A 19,887-nucleotide genomic window follows, 5' to 3' on the forward strand; every position below is an offset into this window, starting at 1 on the left:
GTGGCCGGCGAGCCCTGGACCCTGCTGCGCCCCACGCCGGCGCCGGGCACCCCGGTACCGACCCTCGGCGTGGAGGAGGAGTTCTTCCTCGTGCGCCCGGACGGGCGGGTCGCCGACCTGGCACCCGAGCTCATCGCCGCGGCACCGCCGGAGGTGCGCGCCACGACCGAGTTCACCCGCTGCCAGATCGAGACGTCGACCGGGGTCTGCGAGCACCTCACCGACGTCGGCCGGGAGCTCTCCGTCGCCCGGAGGGTGCTCGCGCAGGCCGCCGCCGACCGGCGGGCCCGGCTGGTCGCCGTGGGCACGCCTCCCGTCGACGTGCCGGGCTTCGCGCTCCTCTCCGACGACGAGCGCTACCGGCGGCTGGTGACCGAGACGAGAGGCGTCACGGAGGACGTCGTCACCTGCGCCGCGCAGGTGCACGTCGAGGTGCCCGGCCGCGACCTGGGGGTGGCGGTGCTGGCCCGCTTGCGTCCGTGGCTCCCGGTGCTCATGGCGCTGGGGGGCAACAGCCCGATCCGGCAGGGCAGGGACACCGGCTGGGCGAGCTCCCGGTTCGTGTCCCAGCGGCTCTGGCCGTCGTTCCGCCCGCCCCCCGTCTGCGCGGACGCCGCCGCCTACGGGCGCCTCGTGGACGACCTCGTCGCCGGTGGGCAGGCCATCGACGAACGCGGCGTGTACTTCTGGGCGCGCGTCTCGACCCGGTACCCGACCGTGGAGGTCCGGCTCCCCGACACCGGGCTGACCGTGGCGGACGCGGTGCTGCAGGCCGGGCTCGGGCGGGCCGCCGTGATGACCGCCCTGGCCGACGAGGCCGCCGGACGCCCGGTGCCCGCCGTCCCCGACCGGATGCTGCTCGCAGCCGCCTACGCCGCGGCCCGGCGGGGGCTGGCGGCCGCCGTCGTGGACCCCGTGGACGGCGGCTGGGCGCCGGCCACCGCCGTGCTGCGGCAGATGCTCACGTCGTTCGCGCCCGCGCTCGAGGCCGCCGGCGACCGCCGCCTGGTCCGCACCCTGCTGGTGCTGCGGCTGCGCCGCGGGTCGGGGGCCGACCGCCAGCGCGCGCTCTGGCACCGCGGTCCCCGCGCCTCGTTCGTGCAGGCGCTCGCCAACCTCAGCGCGGGGCTCGACACCTGACCCGGGGTCAGTGCACGAGCGCCTTCAGCGCGATCAGGCCGGCGCCGATGAGCGCGACCAGCGCGCCCTTGACCAGGGCCCGGCGGATGTCGGCTCCGGCGAAGCGGGCCGCCCAGAACCCGTAGAAGCCGATCAGCGCGAGCCCGGACCACTTGGCGACGGTGAACGCCGTCGCCACGCCGAACAGGCCCAGTGCCGACAGCAGGAAGATTGCGGCCGGCCCCGCGACACCGGACCCGACGGCGAGGGCGTCCTCGGCCATGACCCGCACCTCGGCGCGGGTGACCGGCCGTCGCGCGCGGGTCTCGGTGCCGACCACGTCGCTGTAGACCTCGGCGAGACCGACCGCGACCGCCGTCCCCACCAGCCAGACGGCCATCACCCCTGGCTCCGGCGGGTGCGACTCCAGCGCGACCACCAGCGCCAGGCCGATGATGGCGCCGTAGACGACCCGGCCCACCTGCCGGGACCCGAGGTGCTGCTCCAGGCTGGTCCGCATGTCAGCCGACGGCTCCCGGGACGTCGGCGAACAGCCGCTCGCGCACCGTCTCGCGGACTTCGAGGGTCTCCTCGATGCGGCGCAGCTGCTCCTCGGTCGCCGATAGCCCGTACACCTCGGCGAGGAAGCGCGGCAGGTCCGCGCGGTAGTCGTGCTGGAAGGCCCCGAAGGGCCCGGCGGTCTGCGCGTTCTTCATGTCGACGAGGCTCTGGAAGAACGTCGTCAGCGGCCGCCACCGCATGGCCGGCGGGATGCCCCGGGGGCTCCCGGAGGGGACCGGCTCGGGGCGCGGCCGGGAGGGGCCCAGCCACTCCGGCGGGTACCAGAGCAGGTCGGGGCCGAACTTCGTCACGCCGTCGTTGTCGTGGCTCAGCAGCACGAAGCGCGGCCGGGTACCCCGCGCCGCGGTGCGCTCCCGCAGCTGGTCCAGGTCGTTGACGACGGCGACGGCCTCCGGGTCGACGTCGAGCCGGCCGCCCCGGGTCACCTGGCGCATCCACCCGCTGCCGTAGGGCGTCCCGATCCACAGCGCCCGGTCGATCCCCATGGCGTCGAGGCCGAGCGTCCCCCAGTGCAGGAACACGTCCTGGCTGGTATGCGCGCCGAGGCTCTCGCCGAACAGCACCACCCGCGGCCGGGGGCCGGGGCGGTCCCGCAGGCGCTCGAGGACGCGGAGCCACAGGAGCCGGTTCTGCTCCCGGGCGCCGCGCACCATGCCGAGCGACAGCGGAGAGGGCCGGCGCGAGTACTGCAGGGTGACGGTCGCGACGTCGCCGAGCGCGAGGTACTGCAGCGCGGCGGTCGCGACGTAGTTGACGTAGCCGGTCCCGGTGGGGGAGACGAATGCCAGCAGCGACCTGTCGAACGCGCCCGTCCGCTCGAGCTCGGTCATCGCGAGCTCGACGCGGTCGCGCGGTGTGGGCGCGTTGTCCAGGCCCACGTAGACGGCCACGGGGGCGGCACGGGCGGGGACGCCCATGACCGTCTCGATGGACAGGTCGGGGGTGCCGTCGGGGCGGTCGGCGACCGGCCGCGGGTGCACGGTCGCCAGGGCGTGCAGGCGTCCGTCACGTCCCATGCCGGCCCACGACACCCGGCTGCCGGGCCCGCCGCTGACCGTCGGCGGCACCCACCGCTCGGCCTCGTCCGGCCCGAACACCGGCACGTCGGCCGACGTCATGCCCTCGATGCGCCGCATGGCGCGGTGCCACACCGACGAGGCGCCGGCACCGAGCACGGCGAGGAAGCCGGCGTGCCCGGCCAGCCGCCACAGCTCCGGGGGCCCGGGTAGCGCGGCGCCGAGCCGGCGCGCCACCAGGTCGGCCACCGCCTGCTCGCCGTACGCCGCCGCGCCGACGCCGCCCACGATCCCGGTGGCCACGGCCAGCGAGGACAGCGGGGAGGGCCCCGAGGAGGTCGCCGGCTGCTCCCGGTGCCCCCGGGCGGCGAGGCGGTCCAGGGCGTAGGCGGTGCCGAGGCCCACGGGGACGGCCAGCGGGAAGGCCGCCAGCCGGCCGTGCAGCCGCCACCGGGCGTCGAGCGCCTGCGTGCCGAGCTGCGCGGCGCCCAGCAGCGCCCCACCCAGACCGGTCGCCCCGAGCCGCCAGGCTGCCTGGCGCACCGCTCCCCGCAACGGGTCCTCGGCACGGGGTGGAAGCGCCCGGAGCACGGCGAGCGCCACGGGTACCGCCGCACCGTCGACGGCGACGAGGGCGCCGCCCCGCGCCCGCGACGGCGTGGTGCCGTCGCCGGCGAGGGACCGGGCCGCGGCCTCGAGCACGTCCTGGGCGGCGGCGGTGAGCAGGTAGTGCAGGCCCGTGGACAGCCCGGTCACCAGACCCTGGTCGACGACCGTGCGCGCGGAGAGGGAGGGCGCGAACGTCCCCGGGGCCGTCGCGGCGGCGACCACCAGGCCCACGTCGGTCGCCGTGCTCCCCGTCCGACCGCCGCTGCGCCGTCCCGCCGCACGTTCCATGACGGCGATCGTGGCGGGACGGAGCCGGCCGCGGGTCATCCTCCAGGTGTGAGTCCGCCGCCCGTCGCCCCGCTCTAGCGTCGGCCGACCGGCGAGCGGAGGCGCGATGACGGCGGAACCGACGGCGGGGCACGCCCCCGGCCGCACCGAGGTCACCTCCGTCCCCGCGCCGAGGGCGCCGTCGCAGCCGGCAGGGGCCACCGAGGGCCCGCCGGCCGCCCGGTGGAGCCGCTGGCTGCCCCGCTACACCTGGAGCGGGACCCTGGCGGCGCTGCTGTTCGGCTGCAGCTCGCTCACCCCCTCCCTGCTCCCGCGCGGATGGCTGCTGCAGGGCCTCATCGCGGGCATCACCGCCGCCATCGGGTACGGGGTCGGCGTCACCGTGGCGTGGTTCGTCGCGGAGGTCACCGACCGCCGCCTCTCCGCCGGCGTGCGCCGCCGGGCCTGGCAGGTGCTCGCCATCGGCGCGGCCCTGCTGGTGGTGATCACGCTGGTCCTCGGCGCCCAGTGGCAGCGGGACATCCACGAGCTGATGGGCCTGGACCCGCCGTCGGGCTACTCCGCCCTCGGCATCGTCGTCGTCGCGGTGCTGGTCTTCGCCTTCTTCGTCGCCGTGGGCCGCGGGATCCGCGCCCTGGCGCGGTGGCTCGTCCGGGTGCTCGGCCGGGTGCTCCCTCGGCGGCTGGCCCGGCCGCTGGGTGTCGTCGTGGTCACGGCGCTGGTCCTCTTCCTGCTCAACGGCGTGCTGTTCCGCGGCTTCGTGGACGCGATGAACTCGGCGTTCAGCGTCAAGGACGACGGCACGGAGGCCGGCGCCGTCGAACCCGTGGCGGCCGAGCGGTCGGGGAGCCCGGCATCGCTGGTCCCGTGGGAGGACCTCGGCCTCCAGGGGCGCAACTTCGTCGGGACGGGGCCGACCGCCGCGGACCTCACCGCCTTCTCCGGGCAGCCCGCGCTCGAGCCGGTGCGGGCCTACGTCGGGCTCGCGTCGGGCGACGACGTGGCCGACCGCGCCGCGCTCGCCGTCCGGGAGCTGGAGCGGGCCGGCGGCTTCGACAGGTCCGCCCTCGTGGTGGTCACCACCACCGGCACCGGGTGGGTCGACCCGGCCGCCAGCGACGCGCTCGAGTACGAGCTCAACGGCGACTCCGCGATGGTGGCGATGCAGTACTCGTACCTGCCCAGCTGGATGTCGTTCCTGGTCGACCAGGTGAAGGCGCAGGAGGCCGGGCGCGCGCTGTTCGACGCCGTCTACGGCACGTGGGCCCAGCTGCCCCCGGACGCCCGCCCGCAGCTCTACGTCTTCGGCGAGAGCCTCGGGACGTTCGGCGGGGAGGCGGCGTTCAGCGGGCTCGCCGACATCGTCAACCGCACCGACGGGGTGCTGTGGGCCGGCCCGCCGAACTTCAACCAGCTGACGCGGTCGATCGTCGACGACCGCGACGAGGGCTCGCCGGAGTGGCTGCCGGTGTACGAGGAGGGCCGCACGGTGCGCTTCGCCGACGAGGCGCCCGACCTCGACCGGCCCGGCGGCCGCTGGGGGGAACCTCGGGTGGTCTACCTGCAGAACGCCTCGGACCCCATCGTGTGGTGGTCGCCGCGGCTGATCCTGAGCCGTCCCGACTGGCTGGAGGGCGAGCGCGGGCCGGACGTCTCGCAGGGGATGGTGTGGCTGCCCTTCGTCACGTTCTGGCAGGTCACCGCGGACATGGTGTTCGCCGTCGAGGTGCCCGACGGCCACGGGCACGCCTACCGGGCCGACTACGTCGACGGCTGGGCCCAGGTCGTCCGGCCGCCGGGCTGGGACGACGCGGACACGGAGCGGCTCCGCGCCCTGGTGGGAGGCTGACGGGGTGCGGTCCGGCCGGACGGGGAGTGCCGGGTGAGCTCGTCCGCAGCGCTCCGCACGCGGTACCGCTCGTTCTCGGGCGCCGTCGTCCTCGCCCTCGTCGCGATCAACGTGACCGACCACCTCCTGGATCCGCCGTGGTGGGTGCGCACCCTGGAGGGAGCCGCCCTCCTGGCCGCGGCACGGGCGGCCGGGTTGTCCTGGTCCCAGCTCGGGCTGGGCCGCGACCGCTTCCGCACCGGGCTCCGGTGGGGGCTGGGCGCCGTAGCGCTGGTGGCGAACGTCTACGTCGTCGGGATCCTGCTGCCGCCCACGCGGACGGCCTTCCAGGACGCCCGCTACGACCTGCCCCTGCCCGACGCCCTGTACACCGCGTTCGTCGTCATCCCGCTCGGAACGGTGCTGCTGGAGGAGATCGCCTTCCGCTCGGTGCTGTGGGGAGCGCTGGCCCGTCACCTCCAGGAGTGGCAGGTGCTGGCCGTCACGTCGGTGCTCTTCGGGTTCTGGCACGTGCTGCCGTCACTCGGGCTCGGGAGCTCCAACCGCGCCGTCTCCGACGCCGTCGGGGGCGTGGGCACCGCGGTCGTCGTCGCCGGCACCGTCGCGCTCACCGCCCTCGGCGGGGTGGTCTTCGGCGAGCTCCGCCGGCGCACCGGCAGCGTGCTCGCCCCGACGGGGGCGCACTGGGCCACCAACGCCCTCGGGGTGCTCTTCGGGCTGGTGTCCCGGTGGCTGGACCCGCCCGGCTGACCGACGGGGAGCTGGCTGCTCATCCCGCTCGGATGATGCCCGCGCCCCGGCCCGGACGGGACGCTCGGCCGATCCGTCCGGACCGCCCGGGGGAGGAGGTGCACCGTGACCGCGATCGCCGACGAGGACGTCGGTGCCGCGCGGGGCGAGGGTGGGTTCGTCGACGCCCTCGTCGTGCGGCTGCACGCGCAGTACGGGGTCGACCCCGAGGCCATCCGGGTCCTCGCCGGCGAGGTGCTCGCGTCCTTCGCCGGCGCCAGGGTGCAGGCCTTCGTCCCGATCCTCGTCGAGAAGCGGCTGCACGCGGTGTACCGCCGGATCTCCGCCCGCCCCGGTCTGACCGTCCTGCCCACCCCGTCGGGTCCGTGAGCCGGCCGTGGCGCCCGTGCCGCCCGGCCTGCGTGCGTTCGCCGGCTACCGGCGTCCCTGGCTGGTCAAGGACGTCGTCGCGGGGGTGGTGCTGACCACGCTGCTCGTCCCGCAGGGGATGGCCTACGCGCAGCTGGCGGGGCTGCCGCCGATCACCGGGCTCTACACCACGATCACGTGCCTGCTCGGGTACGCGGTGTTCGGCCCGTCCCGCATCCTCGTCCTGGGGCCGGACTCGTCCCTCGGGCCCATGATCGCGGCCACGATCCTGCCCCTGGTGGCCGCCGGCGGTGATCCCGAACGGGCGGTGGCGCTGGCGTCGATGCTGGCCCTGCTGACCGCCGTGGTCATGATCGCCGCGGGCGCCGCCGGGCTCGGCTTCGTCGCCGACCTGCTCTCCAAGCCCACGATGATCGGTTACATGAACGGGCTGGCCCTGACGATCCTGGTCGGCCAGCTGCCCAAGCTGTTCGGCTTCTCGGTGGACGCCGACGGCGTGATCGGCGAGTTCGGGGCGTTCGTCGCCGGCCTGGCGGGGGGCGACGTCGTCCCCGCCGCGGCCGCGGTCGGGCTCGGCGGCATCGCGGTGATCCTGGCCCTGCGCCGGTGGCTGCCCAAGGTCCCCGGGGTGCTCGTCATGGTGGTGGGGGCGATCGGGGTCAGCGCCGTCTTCGACCTGGGGGAGCGCGGCGTCGACCTCGTCGGCACGCTGCCGGAGGGGCTGCCCCCGCTCACCTTGCCGTCGGTGGACTGGTCCGACGTCGGCCCGCTGGTGGCCGGCGCGCTGGCCATCGCCCTGGTGTCCCTCGCCGACACCATCTCCACGGCGTCGTCGTTCGCCGGCCGCACCGGCCAGGAGGTGCACGGCAACCAGGAGATGGTCGGGATCGGGGCGGCCAACCTCGCCGCGGGCCTGTTCCAGGGCTTCCCGGTCAGCACGAGCGCCTCCCGCACGGCGGTGGCCGAGCGGGCCGGTGCCAGGTCGCAGCTCACCGGCGTCACGGGCGCCGCGCTGATCATCGTGATGGTCGTCTTCCTGCCGGGGCTCTTCCGCGACCTGCCGCAGTCGGCCCTCGCCGCGGTCGTCATCACCGCGTCCCTGTCGCTGGCCGACCCGCGCGGCACGGCCCGCCTCTGGCACCAGCGCAAGGTGGAGTTCAGCCTGTCGATCGTCGCGTTCCTCGGGGTCGCCCTCCTGGGCGTGCTCCCCGGCATCGGCATCGCCGTCGGCCTGTCGATCCTGAACGTCTTCCGCCGCGCCTGGCGGCCGTACCAGACCCAGCTGGGCCGGGTCGACGGCCTGGACGGCTACCACGACGTCCGGTCCTACCCGGGGGGCCGGCAGCTGCCCGGGCTGGTGATCTACCGGTTCGACGCGCCGCTGTTCTTCGCCAACGCCAAGAGCTTCCGGGACGAGATCACGGCGCTGGCGCGCAACGAGCCGGAGACGCGGTGGATCGTGGTGGCCGCCGAGCCGATCACCGACGTGGACACCACGGCCGCCGACATGCTGCTGGACCTGGACGCGTTCCTCGACGGCCGTGGCCAGACGCTGGTCTTCGCCGAGCTCAAGGACCCGGTGCGGCGGAAGATCGAGCGCTACGGGCTGACCCGCGAGATCGAGCCCCGGCACTTCTTCCCGACCCTCGACGAGGCCGTGGCCGCCTGGCGTGCCCGCACCGGGGCCGACTGGAGCGCGCCGCCGCCTGAGGCCCCCGTACCGCAGCTGCCGGAGGCCCGGCCCCCCAGCGATCCGCGCAGGAGCGCCCGGCCGACCTGACCTCAAGCCTCGCGCGCGCCGGCGGCGGCCGGGCTGCCTCCGGTGCGACCGGCGGGTTGCGCGCCGGCGCGGCCGGTGGCGAGGGACCACAGCACCGCCCAGTCCGGCCGCGGCCGCGGTGCCCGGACGCCGGGCCGCCGGCGGGGCAGCCGGACCCGCAGCGCGCCGGGCCGGACCGTGCACCGGACCGGCGTCGGGAGCTGCACGGTCTCGCCGTCGATGCCGACAGGGACCGTCGCGGCGTCCGCGCTCACCACCACCTCCGGGGCCTCCGCCACGCGCAGCCCGCGCTGGTGCGCACCGTTGAGCAGCCCGACCGCCTGCCGGGCGCCGTCGACGCGCACGGCCACGACGCCGAGGACCCCGCGGTCCAGCCGGGCCCGGCGGCCGAAGCCGGCCAGGTCCGAGGCGTCGTAGGGGTTGTTGCTGACCAGGAGGGCCTGCGGCGCGTCGACCCGCTCCCCGCCGACGTCGGCCACGAGGTGGGCGCCCCGCCTGCGGCTCAGCAGCTCCGGGAGGGCGTCCAGCGTGGTGCCGCGCTTGTCGTCGCGGTACGCGGGGTTTTCCACGATCTCCGCGTAGACGCCGAAGGACGCGTTGTTGACGAAGGTCCGCCCGTTGATGTCGCCGAGGTCGATGCGCGTCTCCACGCCGTCGCCGAGGGCGTCGAGGCAGCGCGCCGGGTCGTCGCGGTCCAGGCCGAGGTCCAGCGCGAAGTGGTTGCGGGTCCCCGCGCTGACGACGAGGAACGGCACGTCGTGCTCCGCGGCCACCTGCGCCACCAGGGCCTGGGTGCCGTCACCCCCGGCCACCCCGAGCAGGTCCGCGCCGCGCCGCACGGCGTCCCGGGCGAGCTGCTGGACGTCGACTCCGGGCCGGTCCAGCAGGGCCACCTCGGCGCCGAGCTCCTCCGCCCGCTCGCGCAGGCGGAACCGGCCCACCTTGCCCCCGCCCGACCGCGGGTTCATGACGAGGAAGGGGTGCCGTGGCGCCGGCGTGTCCAGGACGGCCGGGCCCTCGTCCGGGTGGTCGGGCCGCAGCGCGGCGCGCCCCGCCGCGAGCGCGAGCGTCCACAGCGCCGCCGCCACCACGGCGACCCAGAGCAGCCGTTCGGCGACGAAGACGCCCAGCACCACCACCGGAGCGGTGACCGCCACCGCCAGCGAGATCCAGCGCACCGGGCCCCGGTGCAGCAGGAACCAGTACAGGGCCGCGACGACCAGGGCCACCGCGGCGGTGGTCAGCAGCACCAGCCAGAGGCTGCGCAGCCCCGCGACGGCCAGCAGGAGGACGACGGCCAGGCCGGCGAGGGCCAGGGCACCCCGCGCCTCCCACCGCCGCGCACGCATCGATCCCACGACGACCTCCTCGGGACGCTCCTGGCCCGACGCTCGTCCCGGCCGTCCCGCCCGTCATCCCCCCGCCGGGACGGTCGGGGCAGCCGGGTCAGCGGTCCAGCGCCGCCCGTCGCCAGTCCTTGGGGGTGGTGCCGAACCGCTGGCGGAACCACCGCGAGAACGCACTGGGCGCCTCGAAGCCGAGCAGCTGGGACACCTCGGTCAGCGAGTAGCGCTCGTTGGGCAGGTAGCGCTCCGCCAGCCGGGCGCGCGTCGCGTGGGCGACGGAGGAGAACGTCTCCCCGCGCTCGGCCAGGGAGCGCTGCAGCCCGCGTGGCGTGAGCCCGAGGTGGCGGCTGACGTCGTCCACCGAGTGGCGGCCCAGGGGGAGCAGCAGCTCGATCGCTTCCTCGACCTCGGCCACGTCGGACGACGACGGTTCCTCGGGCGTCACGACCGCACCGAGGTACTCCTGGGTGTAGGGGCGCAGCGAGGGATCGGCCGACACGAGCGGCGTGGCGAGGTCCGCGGGATCCAGGACGAGCCCGGTGAACGCTGCCCCGAAGACCACCGACGGCCCGAACAGCCGGTGCCAGGGGGCGGGGTCCGGTGGGGCCCGGCGGACGAAGCACGCCCGCAGCGGCCACCAGTCCTGCCCCAGCAGGGCACGGACGATGCCGGCCACCGCACCCATGGCCAGGTCGTGGATCTCGTCGCCGGGTGCCGGCTCCCCGAACTCCAGCCATACGTCGATCGTCGCGACGTCGCCGGACTCGCGCAGGCGCAGGTGCGTCGACTCGTCGTAGGCGTGGTCGTACCGCACCAGGAGGTCGAGCACGCTGCGGAGGTCGGGCTGGTCGCGCAGCACCACGCTGATCGGGCCGAGCGTCCCCAGGTGGCGCGACGCGGCCAGCCGCAGGCCGAAGTCGGCGCAGCCGGACTCCGCCGCCGAGAGCCCGAGGAGCCGGGCGACGGGTGCGGCGGGGATCCAGCGGTCGGGCAGGTCCAGGTCGGCCAGGTGCAGGCCCACGCGCGCCATCAGGTCCGCCGGGTTGACGCCCAGGGAGGTGGCCAGGCCGGGGTACCCGGTCAGCATGCTGGTCCTGATCCGAGGCCTCATCGCGAGTTCCCTCCGCGGAGCGAAACCGTAAAGCCGCGCGGCCTGATCGGTAAAGCGATCCGGTTGTGCCGCGCCTACCTTGTCCCGCGCGGGTCTTCTCGGAGGTGGTGGTCATGTCCGGTCCGACGGCGGTGGTGCCGGGCCCCCTCGGCGACCGGGACGTGCGGCTGCTGCACCTGCTCGCCGAGGGGCGGTCGACGGCCGAGATCGCGAGGGCGCTGTCGGTGTCGGGCAACACCGCCCGCACGCGCGTCCGGCGGGTGCAGGGGAAGCTGGCGGTGACCGGCCGGGGCGCGGCCGTCCGGGCGGCTGCCGAGCTCGGCGTCCTCCCGGTCCCGGCGCCGCGGCGTCCACCGGACTGACCGGCGCGCCGTAGGTCACACTGGACCCACCTCGCCAGGCGGGCGACAGAGGGCCGTCCGGTCCGGGGTGCGCCCGCCTGGCGGGGCCGTGCATCCGCCGGGCGCCGTGGCACCTCCTCCCGGGGGGACGATGCGGACGGGCCGGGCCGCGCGGACACTGCGCGAGGGACGGGAACCCGGTCCAGGCACGGGCGAGAAGGAGCCGGTGTGATGGCCGACCGAGGGCGTGCGAACCGGCAGGCGACCGCCGAGCCGCCCGGCGGACGGCCGCCGTCGGGACCGGAGCTCACGGTGCGGGTCGACTTCGTCTCGGGGTGGCTGACCGCCACGGGGCGGCTGTACGGCCGCACCGCGCACCTGCTGCACGACGCCGTCTCCGCGCTCCTCGGTTCGCAGAGCGGGAGGTGGGGTTTCGACGTCCGCGGGCTCTCCGTCGCCGACCACGCCGGCCTGCGGGCGCTGGTCGGCGCATACCTGCGGGCGCTGCGGCACGGGCGCCGGCTCACCCTCTACGGCGCGTCGCCAGCGGTGCGCAACGCCTTGGCCCGCCTGCGCCTCGACCGCCACCTGCTCCCCGGCGACGACGACACCCAGCCCAGCCGCGTCGTCGAACCGTGAGGTCCGCCGGGGCGCCGGGCGGTGCGGGGGAGCGCCGGCGCCCTCCCTAGCCTGCTCTCGTGGCGGAGGACGCGCGGCTGGTCGCGACGAGGAACGGCTACGACGCGATCGCCCGGGCGTACGCCGAGCTGTTCCGCTCCGAGCTCGACGACGCGCCGCTGGACCGCGCCGTGCTCCAGGGTTTCGCGGAGCTGGTCGGGCGCGACCACCCCGGCGGGCAGGTCCTCGAGGTGGGCAGCGGCCCCGGCGGCGTGACCGCGCACCTCTCCCGCCTGGGGCTGGACGTGTCCGGCATCGACCTGTCACCGGCGATGGTCGACCTCGCGGCGCGCGAGCACCCCGGCCTGTCCTTCGCGGTGGGCGAGATGGGCGCGCTCGACCACGCCGCCGGCAGCCTCGCCGGGCTCGTGTCGTGGTACTCGCTCATCCACGTGCCCGAGCCGCGGAGGCCCGCCGTGGTGGCCGGGTTCGCGCGCGTGCTCCGGCCGGGCGGGTACCTGCTGCTCGGCTTCCAGGTCGGCGACGGCACCCTGAACCTGGACGAGGCGTTCGGGACGGCGGTCTCGCTGGACTTCCACCGGCTGCGCCCCGATGCGGTGGTGGGGCTGCTGGAGGACGCGGGCTTCGACGTGGTCGCCCAGGTGGTCCGTGCCCCCGAGCCGACCAGCAACGCCGCGAAGCTCCTTCAAGGCTCGGTGATCGCCCGGCGGCGACCCTGACGCTCGACCGTTATCCCCAACACCCCTACGGGTTACCGGGAAGACGGCGGACCACGCCGGCAACGGGGCCTCAGCCCGGCGCCAGACGTGTGCAGTCCGGGCACGGGTCGGCGGAACCGAGGCCCCGCGGCCCGTTCCACCTGCCCTGGACGACGTCCACGGACGCGCCGCAGATGGCCGCCCACGGCGCCGGCTCGTCGGCGGTGGTGGCCAGCACGGCGTGCGCCCGCCCCGTTGTCTGGTCGCGCCCGGCCGCGTGGTCGCTGCTGCTCATCCCTCCAGCATCCCGCCGCGGGTGACGGGGGAGGAGGTGGGGTAGGCCCGCCGCATGGCGGCGGCAGCGCGGACGACGGCAGCGGGACCCCCGGCCCGGGCCGCGGGCCTGCTGTTCGGCCTGGGCCTAGGCGGGTTCGTCGACGGCATCGTGCTGCACCAGATCCTGCAGTGGCACCACATGGTCAGCGCCGAGCGCTCGCCGGCCACCCTCGCCGGGCTGGAGGTCAACACGCTCGCCGACGGCTTCTTCCACCTCGCGACGTGGCTGTGCGTCCTCGCCGGCTCGCTCACCACGATCCGCGACTGGCAGCGCGGGAGGCTCGCGCCCAGCTGGTCGTTCCACCTCGGCCTCGTCCTGGCCGGCTGGGGACTCTTCAACCTCGTCGAAGGGCTCGTCGACCACCAGCTGCTCGGGGTCCACCACGTCCGGGACGACCTCGGTGCGCCGCTGAGCTGGGACCTCGCCTTCCTCGCGTCCGGGGTGCTGCTGATCGGCGGGGGGTGGCTCCTGCACCGGCGTGGCGCCCGGGAACCGACGCGCCGGACCGCCCGCGGCGGGTGAGGGCGGAGGGGGTCTTGTCGGGCCCAGGGATCACGGGCAGGCTGTGAAGCACGCCACAGTCGCACCCCGCAGGAGGCCGCCGTGGAAGCTCATGTCGGAGACCGGATCGTCGTGCGGTCCACCCACCAGGGAGAGCCCGAGCGGGTGGGTGAGGTCATCGGGTGCGCCGAGCCCGGAGGAGGGCCGCCGTACCGCGTGCGCTGGGAGCCCGACGGGCACACCGGCCTCTTCTACCCGGCCGGCACCGCCTCGGTGGTCCGTGCCGAAGCCGCGCACGGCTGAACGCCCGGCCCGATGGCGAAGGACAACGGGACGGCGCCGGCACCACGACCGGCCGCGCGCGTGCGCAACGTGGCACTCGTCGGCCACGCCGGGGCGGGGAAGACCACCCTCGCCGAGGCACTCCTCGTCGCCACCGGTGCCCTTCCCCGGGCGGGACGGGTGGAGGACGGCACGACCGCGCTGGACACCGAGGACGTGGAGATCCGGCAGCAGCGATCGGTGTCCCTCGGGGTGGCCACGATCGAGCACGCCGGCCACCGCATCACCCTGCTCGACACCCCGGGCTCGCCGGACTTCGTCGGCGAGCTGCGGGCCGGTCTGCGCGCGGCCGACGCCGCACTGTTCGTCGTCTCGGCGGTCAACGGCGTCGACGCCGCCACCGTGCAGCTGTGGGAGGAGTGCGCCGCGGTCGGCATGCCCCGGGCCGTCGTCATCACCCAGCTCGACCGTGCGCGGGCCGACGTCGAGGACGCCGTCCGCCTCTGCCAGCAGCTGCTGGGGGAGGGCGTCTACCCGGTCCACCTGGTCGACCGTGCCCCGGACGGCTCGGTCCGCGGGCTGGTCAACCTCCTGCAGCCGGCCGCGGACGCCCCCGAGGCCGACCGGCTCCGGTCCGAGCTGATCGAGGGCATCATCGGCGAGAGCGAGGACGAGGCGCTGATGGAGCGCTACCTCGCCGGCGACCAGCTGGTCCAGGCCGACCTCATCGCGGACCTGGAGACGGCCGTCGCCCGCGGCCACTTCCACCCCGTGCTCTGCGCCGCCCCGCTGAGCGGGATCGGCGTGGACGACCTGCTGGAGCTGGTCGTCTCCGGCTTCCCGTGCCCGATGGAGCACGGGTGCCCGCCGGTCTCGCGCCCCGAGGGCGCGGCGACGTCGTCCCTGGAGTGCGACCCGGACGGCCCGCTGGTGGCCGAGGTCGTCAAGACCACCACCGACCCGTACGTGGGGCGGGTCAGCCTCGTGCGGGTCTTCTCCGGCACGCTGCGCCCCGACGTCCCGGTGCACGTCTCCGGGCACGGCATGACCGACCGCGGCCATCCCGACCACGACGTCGACGAGCGCATCGGGGCGCTGTCCTCGCCGCTCGGGGCCACGCTGCGCCCCGTCCCGTCGTGCCCGGCCGGCGACATCTGCGCGGTGGCCCGGCTGGGCAGCGCCGAGACCGGCGACACCCTGTCCTCGCCGGAGGACCCCCGGCTGGTCCCGCCCTGGGACCTGCCCGTCCCGCAGCTGCCGGTCGCCATCGAGGCGGCCTCGCGCTCCGACGAGGACCGCCTGGCCACGGCGCTGGCCCGGCTGGTGGCCGAGGACCCGACGGTGCGGCTGGAACGTCGTCCCGACACCGGGCAGCTGCTGCTGTGGTGCGTCGGCGAGGCGCACGCCGAGGTGCTGCTCGACCGCCTGCGCACCCGGCACGGCGTCGCAGTCTCGACCGTCCCCGTCCGCGTGCCGATGGTCGAGACGCTGGCCCGGCCCACCCGGGTGACCGGCCGGCACGTCAAGCAGTCCGGCGGGCACGGGCAGTACGCCGTGGTCGTCATCGACGCCGAGCCCGGAGCGCCGGGGTCGGGCATCGTCTTCGAGCAGAAGATCGTCGGCGGCACGGTGCCCAGCCAGTTCCACGGCAGCGTCGAGAAGGGGATCCGGACGCAGGCGGAGCGGGGCATCACGGGCGACCGCCCCCTGGTCGACGTCCACCTGACCCTCGTCGACGGCAAGGCGCACTCCGTCGACTCCTCCGACGCGGCCTTCCAGGCCGCGGGTGCGCTGGCGCTGCGCGAGCTCGCCGCGGCGGCGGGCACCCGGGTGCTCGAACCGTGGTGCGAGGTCGACGTGGTCGTGCCGGGGGAGTACGTGGGGGCGGTCATGAGCGACCTCTCCGGCCGGCGCGCTCGGGTCACCGGCAGCGACGCCGACCCGGTCCGCGACCGGACGACGGTGCGCGCCGAGGTGCCCGAGGTGGAGCTGCTCACCTATCCCGGCGTGCTGCGGTCCGTGACGCACGGGACGGGCAGCTTCTCGCGCCGGCCGCTGGGCTACGAGCCGGCGCCGGCCAACCTGGCGGTCCCCGCGTAGCGGCTCACGAGTGGACGCGGTTGCGTCCACTAGCCTCGTGGATGGTGCAGCACGCTGTCGGTCGAGGTGGGGGAGCAGTGACGTCGTCGAACGGGCCGTCGGCGGCCGTCCCCGTTCCGCCGTCGGGTTCCCTGCCGATCGCCGGCTCGCCGCCGGTGACCGACCGCGACACGCTGCCCGACCGCATCTGGACCGTGCCGAACGCCCTCTCGCTGCTCCGGCTCCTCGGCGTCCCGGTCTTCCTCTGGCTGCTGCTGGGCCCCGAGGCCGACGGCTGGGCGGTGGCCATCCTCATGGTCTCCGGGTTCACCGACTGGCTCGACGGCAAGCTCGCGCGGTGGCTGGACCAGAGCAGCAAGCTGGGCGCGCTGCTGGACCCCGCGGCCGACCGGCTCTACATCGTCAGCACCCTCGTCGCGCTCGCCCTGCGCGAGATCGTCCCGCTGTGGCTCGTCGCCCTGCTGGTCGGCCGCGAGGTCGTGCTGGCGCTCGCCCTGCTCGTCATCCGCCACTACGGCTACCCCCCGCTGCAGGTGCACTACCTGGGCAAGGCCGCCACGCTGCTCCTGCTGTACGCCTTCCCCGGCCTGCTGCTGGCCGACGGGTCGGGGTGGCTGGCCGTCGTCATCGAGCCGTTCGCCTGGGCGTTCACGATCTGGGGGACGGCGCTCTACCTGCTGGCCGGGGTCTTCTACCTCGTGCAGGTCGGGGGCATCCTCCGCGCCGAGCGGGCGGCCCGCCTGTCCCGGACGGCGCGGTGACCGCACCCCCGCGGGGCGGCGGGCCGCGCTCGATGGGCGCGTCGCTCCTGGACGCCGTCCTCGCCGAGACCCTCGACCCCGCCTACGCCCAGGCGGCCGCAGCCCGGTCGGCCGGTGCGCCGCGGCGCCGCCGCTGGGGGCGTGCCGCCGTCGCCGTGACGATGGTCGTCGCGGGGCTGCTGGTCGCCGTCACCTACGACCAGGCCGCCGCCACGGTGCAGGGCCGCGACCAGGTGCGGGCCGCGCTCATCGACGACATCCACAGCGCGTCCGCGGTCAGCGACGACCTCGCCGCCCAGCTCGAGGCGCTGCGCACCGAGGTCACCAGCACCCGGGACGACCTGCTGGCGGCCAGCGCCGTCGGCCAGCGAGCCCGGGACGCGCTGGCGCGCGCCGAGCAGGGCGCCGGCGCGGTGCCGGTCACCGGCCCCGGGCTGCTGGTCACCCTCGCGAACGCCGACCCGAGCGCCGACGAGGACCCGGTCGGTGGCGGCACCACCGAGGAGGACCCCCGGGAACAGGTCCAGGACGGCGACCTGCAGCTGGTGGTCAACGCCCTCTGGGCCGCCGGCGCCGAGGCCATCAGCATCAACGGGCAGCGGCTGGGCCCCACGACCGCCATCCGCTTCGCCGGCGAGGCGGTGCTGGTCGACTTCCGCCCGGTGACCAACCCGTACGAGATCAGTGCGATCGGCGATCCGGACACGCTGGTCTCGGAGTTCCTCGCCAGTCCCGAGGTGGGCGCGCTCGCGGTCATCTCGCAGACGTTCGGGCTCCGGTTCGACTACGCGGAGCAGGAGGAGCTGAGCGTTCCCGCGGCCAGCGTCCCCGAGCTGCGCTCCGCCGTCCCCGAGGACGGCGATGACCCGGACCCCGGCCCGGACACCGACCCGGACACCACCCCCGACCCCACCGCTGGAGGCTGACCCCGTGATCCCGATCCTCGGACTCGCGGCCGGCGTCCTCCTCGGCCTCTTCTTCGACCCCACCGTGCCGGTGTGGCTGCAGCCGTACCTGCCGATCGCGGTCGTGGCCGCGCTGGACGCCGTCTTCGGCGGCTTCCGGGCCCGGCTGGACGGCATCTTCGACGCGAAGGTCTTCGTCATCTCCTTCGTGTCCAACGTCGTCGTCGCGGCGCTGATCGTCTTCCTCGGCGACCAGCTGGGGGTCGGCGCCCAGCTGTCCACCGCGGTCGTGGTCGTGCTCGGGATCCGCATCTTCGGCAACGCGGCCGCCATCCGACGGCACGTGTTCCGCGCATGAGCGGCGACGAGCGGCCCGTCCAGGGGCCGGACCCCGCCGACGACGACGTCGTCGTGCCGCACCCTTTCGGGCCCGGCTCGCGGGCGGAGCAGGGGGCCGCGCAGGACGACGCCCCGGCCGGGGACGCCGACGAGCCGGCGGACGCCGTCGAGCCGGAGGACGCGGACACCGACGTGGAGGCGGCGCCTCCGGCGGTCACCGAGGCCGCCGACGACGAGCCAGCCGACGAGGAACCCGCCGCCGCGGTGGCGGCGGAGCCGCCCCGCCGGCGCACCCGCGATCCGCTGGCCGCGGCCCTGATCGGCGTCCTGACGCTGCTGCTCGGTTTCGCCTTCGCCGTCCAGGTGCGGGCCGTGGGGGAGGACCAGCAGTACGCCGGAGCGCGCGAGGAGGACCTCGTCCGCATCCTCGACGACCTCGACGCGCGCGAGGAGCGCCTGCGCGGCCAGATCGCCGACCAGCGCGGTGCGCTGGAGGACCTCACCGACACCGACAGCCAGTCGGCGACCGCGCTCGAGGAGGCCCGCGCCCGGGCGGAGGCGATCGGCATCCTCAACGGCACCATCGCCGCGCAGGGCCCGGGGCTGACGATCACGATCCGGGATCCGGAGGAGGAGGTCCGGGTGAGCGACCTCCTCGACGCGATCCAGGAGCTGCGCGGCGCCGGCGCCGAGACGATGCAGATCGACGGCGTCCGCGTCGGGGTGTCGTCGGCCGTCACCGGGAGACCGGGCGAGCTGATGGTCGACGGCCGGCCGATCACGGCGCCGTACGAGGTCGTCGTGATCGGGTCACCGGAGAACATGCGGACCGCCCTGAACATCCCCGGCGGCGTGGTGCAGGATCTGACCCGGCAGGGCGCCTCGGTCGACATCGTGCCGTCCGAGCAGGTCGTGGTGGACGCGTTGCGGCCGCTCGACACGCCTCAATACGCTTCGCCCACCACCGACTGAGCCCCAGGAGACGATCGCCCGCATGGCCACGCCTGACGACCGCCGCTACACCGACCAGCACGAGTGGGCGCTGGTGCAGGGGACCGACGGGACCGCGAGCGTCGTCCGCGTCGGGATCACCGACCACGCGCAGGACGCCCTGGGTGACATCGTCTTCGTGCAGCTGCCGGAGGTCGGCGACGAGGTCGGCCCGGGCGCCCCGATCGGTGAGGTGGAGTCGACGAAGTCGGTCTCCGACATCTACGCGCCGGTGGCCGGTGTCGTCGCGGCGGTCAACGAGGCCCTCGCCGACGCACCCGAGACCATCAACGCCGACCCCTACGGGGCGGGCTGGCTGGTCGAGATCAGCGTGCCCGGGGAGGGCGGCGACCCGATCGGCGGCCTGCTGGACGCGGACGCCTACCAGGCGCTGGTCGACGCGTCCTGACGGCCCCGCCGCCGGGCCCCGGCGGCACCCTGATCACTATGATCGTCACAGCTCACCGGAACCTCGGTTCCACACCCTGAACGTCCGGTTGACCCTCGGGCCGACCGGCTGGTTCCATGACCAACGGTCCGCCGCCTCCGCGGCGGCCGACCCACGACGGGCCGTCCGGTCCGTCGTCCGCCGGCCGCTCGCGGCCCGTTCCGAGGCCCGCGGCGGGGCCCCTCGCACAGGAGGAGACAGACGTGCACTGCACTCGATGTGGCCACGAGAACCCCGAGGGCAGTCGCTTCTGCGCGCAGTGCGGCTCGGCGCTCTCCCAGGAGCGGGTCGGCGAGTCGACCAGCGTGATCCCCAAGGTCGGCGGTGAGGACACCAGCGACCAGCCCGAGGTGACCGAGGCTGCCGCCGACGCGCACGCCGGTGCCGTGGAGTCGCTGCCGGCCGGTTCGGCGCTGCTCGTCGTCAAGCGCGGGCCCAACGCGGGCAGCCGCTTCCTGCTCGACCAGGACGTCACCACGGCCGGCCGGCACCCCGACAGCGACATCTTCCTCGACGACGTCACGGTCAGCCGCCGGCACGTCGAGTTCCACCGCGAGGGCGGCGGCTTCTCGGTGCACGACGTCGGCAGCCTCAACGGCACCTACGTCAACCGCGAGCCGGTCGACGTCGCGAGCCTCGCCGGGGGTGACGAGGTGCAGATCGGCAAGTTCCGCCTCGTCTACCTGACCGGCCCCCGCACCGGCGAGCCGGCCGCTCGCTAGTGAGC

The 19,887-nt window shown here is 75.5% G+C and carries 22 protein-coding genes; 17 read left to right on the top strand and 5 right to left on the bottom strand.

The features are described 5' to 3' along the window. Entirely contained in the window at positions 1 to 1,140 is a 1,140-nt protein-coding gene (locus tag ACI78T_RS02935) for a carboxylate-amine ligase (RefSeq protein WP_456556579.1), read from the top strand. A 7-nt stretch (positions 1,141 to 1,147) separates the two neighbouring features. Here ACI78T_RS02935 and ACI78T_RS02940 read toward each other — a convergent pair whose 3' ends face one another. Both ACI78T_RS02940 and ACI78T_RS02945 read right to left on the bottom strand, forming a co-directional pair. Then, entirely contained in the window at positions 1,148 to 1,639 is a 492-nt protein-coding gene (locus tag ACI78T_RS02940; protein ID WP_456556580.1) for a hypothetical protein, read from the bottom strand. 1 nt (position 1,640) lies between these two features. Further along, positions 1,641 to 3,614 carry an alpha/beta-hydrolase family protein gene (locus ACI78T_RS02945; protein WP_456556581.1) on the bottom strand — a complete coding sequence of 658 codons (1,974 nt, stop codon included), beginning with the start codon at positions 3,612 to 3,614 and terminating at the stop codon, positions 1,641 to 1,643. A 106-nt stretch (positions 3,615 to 3,720) separates the two neighbouring features. Between ACI78T_RS02945 and ACI78T_RS02950 the strand changes: the two genes are divergently transcribed. The 4 genes from ACI78T_RS02950 to ACI78T_RS02965 all read left to right on the top strand — a co-directional run bounded on the left by ACI78T_RS02950 (position 3,721) and on the right by ACI78T_RS02965 (position 8,362). Then, complete coding sequence (locus ACI78T_RS02950; protein ID WP_456556582.1) at positions 3,721 to 5,463, top strand: alpha/beta hydrolase; 1,743 nt, start codon at positions 3,721 to 3,723, stop codon at positions 5,461 to 5,463. Positions 5,464 to 5,496: 33 nt separating this feature from the next. Continuing rightward, positions 5,497 to 6,213 carry a CPBP family intramembrane glutamic endopeptidase gene (locus tag ACI78T_RS02955; protein WP_456556583.1) on the top strand — a complete coding sequence of 239 codons (717 nt, stop codon included), beginning with the start codon at positions 5,497 to 5,499 and terminating at the stop codon, positions 6,211 to 6,213. 105 nt (positions 6,214 to 6,318) lie between these two features. Beyond that, positions 6,319 to 6,582: a three-helix bundle dimerization domain-containing protein gene (locus ACI78T_RS02960; RefSeq protein WP_456556584.1), complete on the top strand. Its 264-nt coding sequence runs from the start codon at positions 6,319 to 6,321 to the stop codon at positions 6,580 to 6,582. A 7-nt stretch (positions 6,583 to 6,589) separates the two neighbouring features. Continuing rightward, positions 6,590 to 8,362: a SulP family inorganic anion transporter gene (locus ACI78T_RS02965; RefSeq protein ID WP_456556585.1), complete on the top strand. Its 1,773-nt coding sequence runs from the start codon at positions 6,590 to 6,592 to the stop codon at positions 8,360 to 8,362. Positions 8,363 to 8,364: 2 nt separating this feature from the next. On the opposite strand, the gene ACI78T_RS02970 is transcribed toward ACI78T_RS02965, so the two are convergent. After that, entirely contained in the window at positions 8,365 to 9,711 is a 1,347-nt protein-coding gene (locus ACI78T_RS02970; RefSeq protein WP_456556951.1) for a diacylglycerol/lipid kinase family protein, read from the bottom strand. Positions 9,712 to 9,808: 97 nt separating this feature from the next. Then, on the bottom strand, positions 9,809 to 10,795 hold the full coding sequence (locus ACI78T_RS02975) for an AraC family transcriptional regulator (RefSeq protein WP_456556586.1): 987 nt from the start codon (positions 10,793 to 10,795) through the stop codon (positions 9,809 to 9,811). 137 nt (positions 10,796 to 10,932) lie between these two features. Here ACI78T_RS02975 and ACI78T_RS02980 point away from each other — a divergent pair, with 137 nt between their 5' ends. The 3 genes from ACI78T_RS02980 to ACI78T_RS02990 all read left to right on the top strand — a co-directional run bounded on the left by ACI78T_RS02980 (position 10,933) and on the right by ACI78T_RS02990 (position 12,518). Continuing rightward, a complete protein-coding gene (locus ACI78T_RS02980; protein ID WP_456556587.1) occupies positions 10,933 to 11,181 on the top strand; it encodes a helix-turn-helix domain-containing protein in 249 nt (82 codons plus the stop codon). 210 nt (positions 11,182 to 11,391) lie between these two features. Next, positions 11,392 to 11,799, top strand: coding sequence for an STAS domain-containing protein (locus tag ACI78T_RS02985; protein WP_456556588.1), 408 nt, complete (start codon positions 11,392 to 11,394; stop codon positions 11,797 to 11,799). 59 nt (positions 11,800 to 11,858) lie between these two features. Further along, positions 11,859 to 12,518, top strand: coding sequence for a class I SAM-dependent DNA methyltransferase (locus ACI78T_RS02990; protein WP_456556589.1), 660 nt, complete (start codon positions 11,859 to 11,861; stop codon positions 12,516 to 12,518). A gap of 70 nt (positions 12,519 to 12,588) precedes the next feature. Here ACI78T_RS02990 and ACI78T_RS02995 read toward each other — a convergent pair whose 3' ends face one another. Continuing rightward, positions 12,589 to 12,792 carry a hypothetical protein gene (locus tag ACI78T_RS02995; protein WP_456556590.1) on the bottom strand — a complete coding sequence of 68 codons (204 nt, stop codon included), beginning with the start codon at positions 12,790 to 12,792 and terminating at the stop codon, positions 12,589 to 12,591. A gap of 54 nt (positions 12,793 to 12,846) precedes the next feature. Here ACI78T_RS02995 and ACI78T_RS03000 point away from each other — a divergent pair, with 54 nt between their 5' ends. The 9 genes from ACI78T_RS03000 (at position 12,847) to odhI (ending at position 19,882) form a co-directional block, all read left to right on the top strand. Next, complete coding sequence (locus ACI78T_RS03000; protein ID WP_456556591.1) at positions 12,847 to 13,356, top strand: DUF2243 domain-containing protein; 510 nt, start codon at positions 12,847 to 12,849, stop codon at positions 13,354 to 13,356. An 81-nt stretch (positions 13,357 to 13,437) separates the two neighbouring features. Continuing rightward, a complete protein-coding gene (locus tag ACI78T_RS03005) occupies positions 13,438 to 13,638 on the top strand; it encodes a DUF1918 domain-containing protein (RefSeq protein WP_456556592.1) in 201 nt (66 codons plus the stop codon). Between the two features lie 12 nt (positions 13,639 to 13,650). Next, the gene (locus tag ACI78T_RS03010) at positions 13,651 to 15,717 is read left to right on the top strand and encodes an elongation factor G-like protein EF-G2 (protein ID WP_456556593.1); all 2,067 of its coding nucleotides are present in this window, start codon (positions 13,651 to 13,653) and stop codon (positions 15,715 to 15,717) included. Positions 15,718 to 15,794: 77 nt separating this feature from the next. Beyond that, on the top strand, positions 15,795 to 16,478 hold the full coding sequence (locus ACI78T_RS03015; protein ID WP_456556594.1) for a CDP-alcohol phosphatidyltransferase family protein: 684 nt from the start codon (positions 15,795 to 15,797) through the stop codon (positions 16,476 to 16,478). Beyond that, a complete protein-coding gene (locus ACI78T_RS03020; protein WP_456556595.1) occupies positions 16,475 to 17,404 on the top strand; it encodes a DUF881 domain-containing protein in 930 nt (309 codons plus the stop codon). The genes ACI78T_RS03015 and ACI78T_RS03020 overlap by 4 nt, the downstream gene beginning before the upstream one ends. Positions 17,405 to 17,408: 4 nt before the next feature. Continuing rightward, positions 17,409 to 17,741 (top strand): small basic family protein, encoded by a 333-nt coding sequence (locus ACI78T_RS03025; RefSeq protein ID WP_116451831.1) that lies wholly within the window; start codon positions 17,409 to 17,411, stop codon positions 17,739 to 17,741. After that, positions 17,738 to 18,694, top strand: coding sequence for a DUF881 domain-containing protein (locus ACI78T_RS03030; RefSeq protein WP_456556596.1), 957 nt, complete (start codon positions 17,738 to 17,740; stop codon positions 18,692 to 18,694). Before ACI78T_RS03025 ends, ACI78T_RS03030 begins: the two co-directional genes overlap by 4 nt. A 22-nt stretch (positions 18,695 to 18,716) precedes the next feature. Next, a complete protein-coding gene (gcvH, locus tag ACI78T_RS03035; RefSeq protein ID WP_456556597.1) occupies positions 18,717 to 19,121 on the top strand; it encodes a glycine cleavage system protein GcvH in 405 nt (134 codons plus the stop codon). Between the two features lie 242 nt (positions 19,122 to 19,363). After that, positions 19,364 to 19,882, top strand: a complete 519-nt coding sequence (gene odhI / locus ACI78T_RS03040; protein WP_116451828.1) for an oxoglutarate dehydrogenase inhibitor Odhl — start codon at positions 19,364 to 19,366, stop codon at positions 19,880 to 19,882. The last annotated feature ends 5 nt before the right edge of the window (positions 19,883 to 19,887 follow it).

Source organism: Blastococcus sp. SYSU D00922, assembly GCF_054050495.1.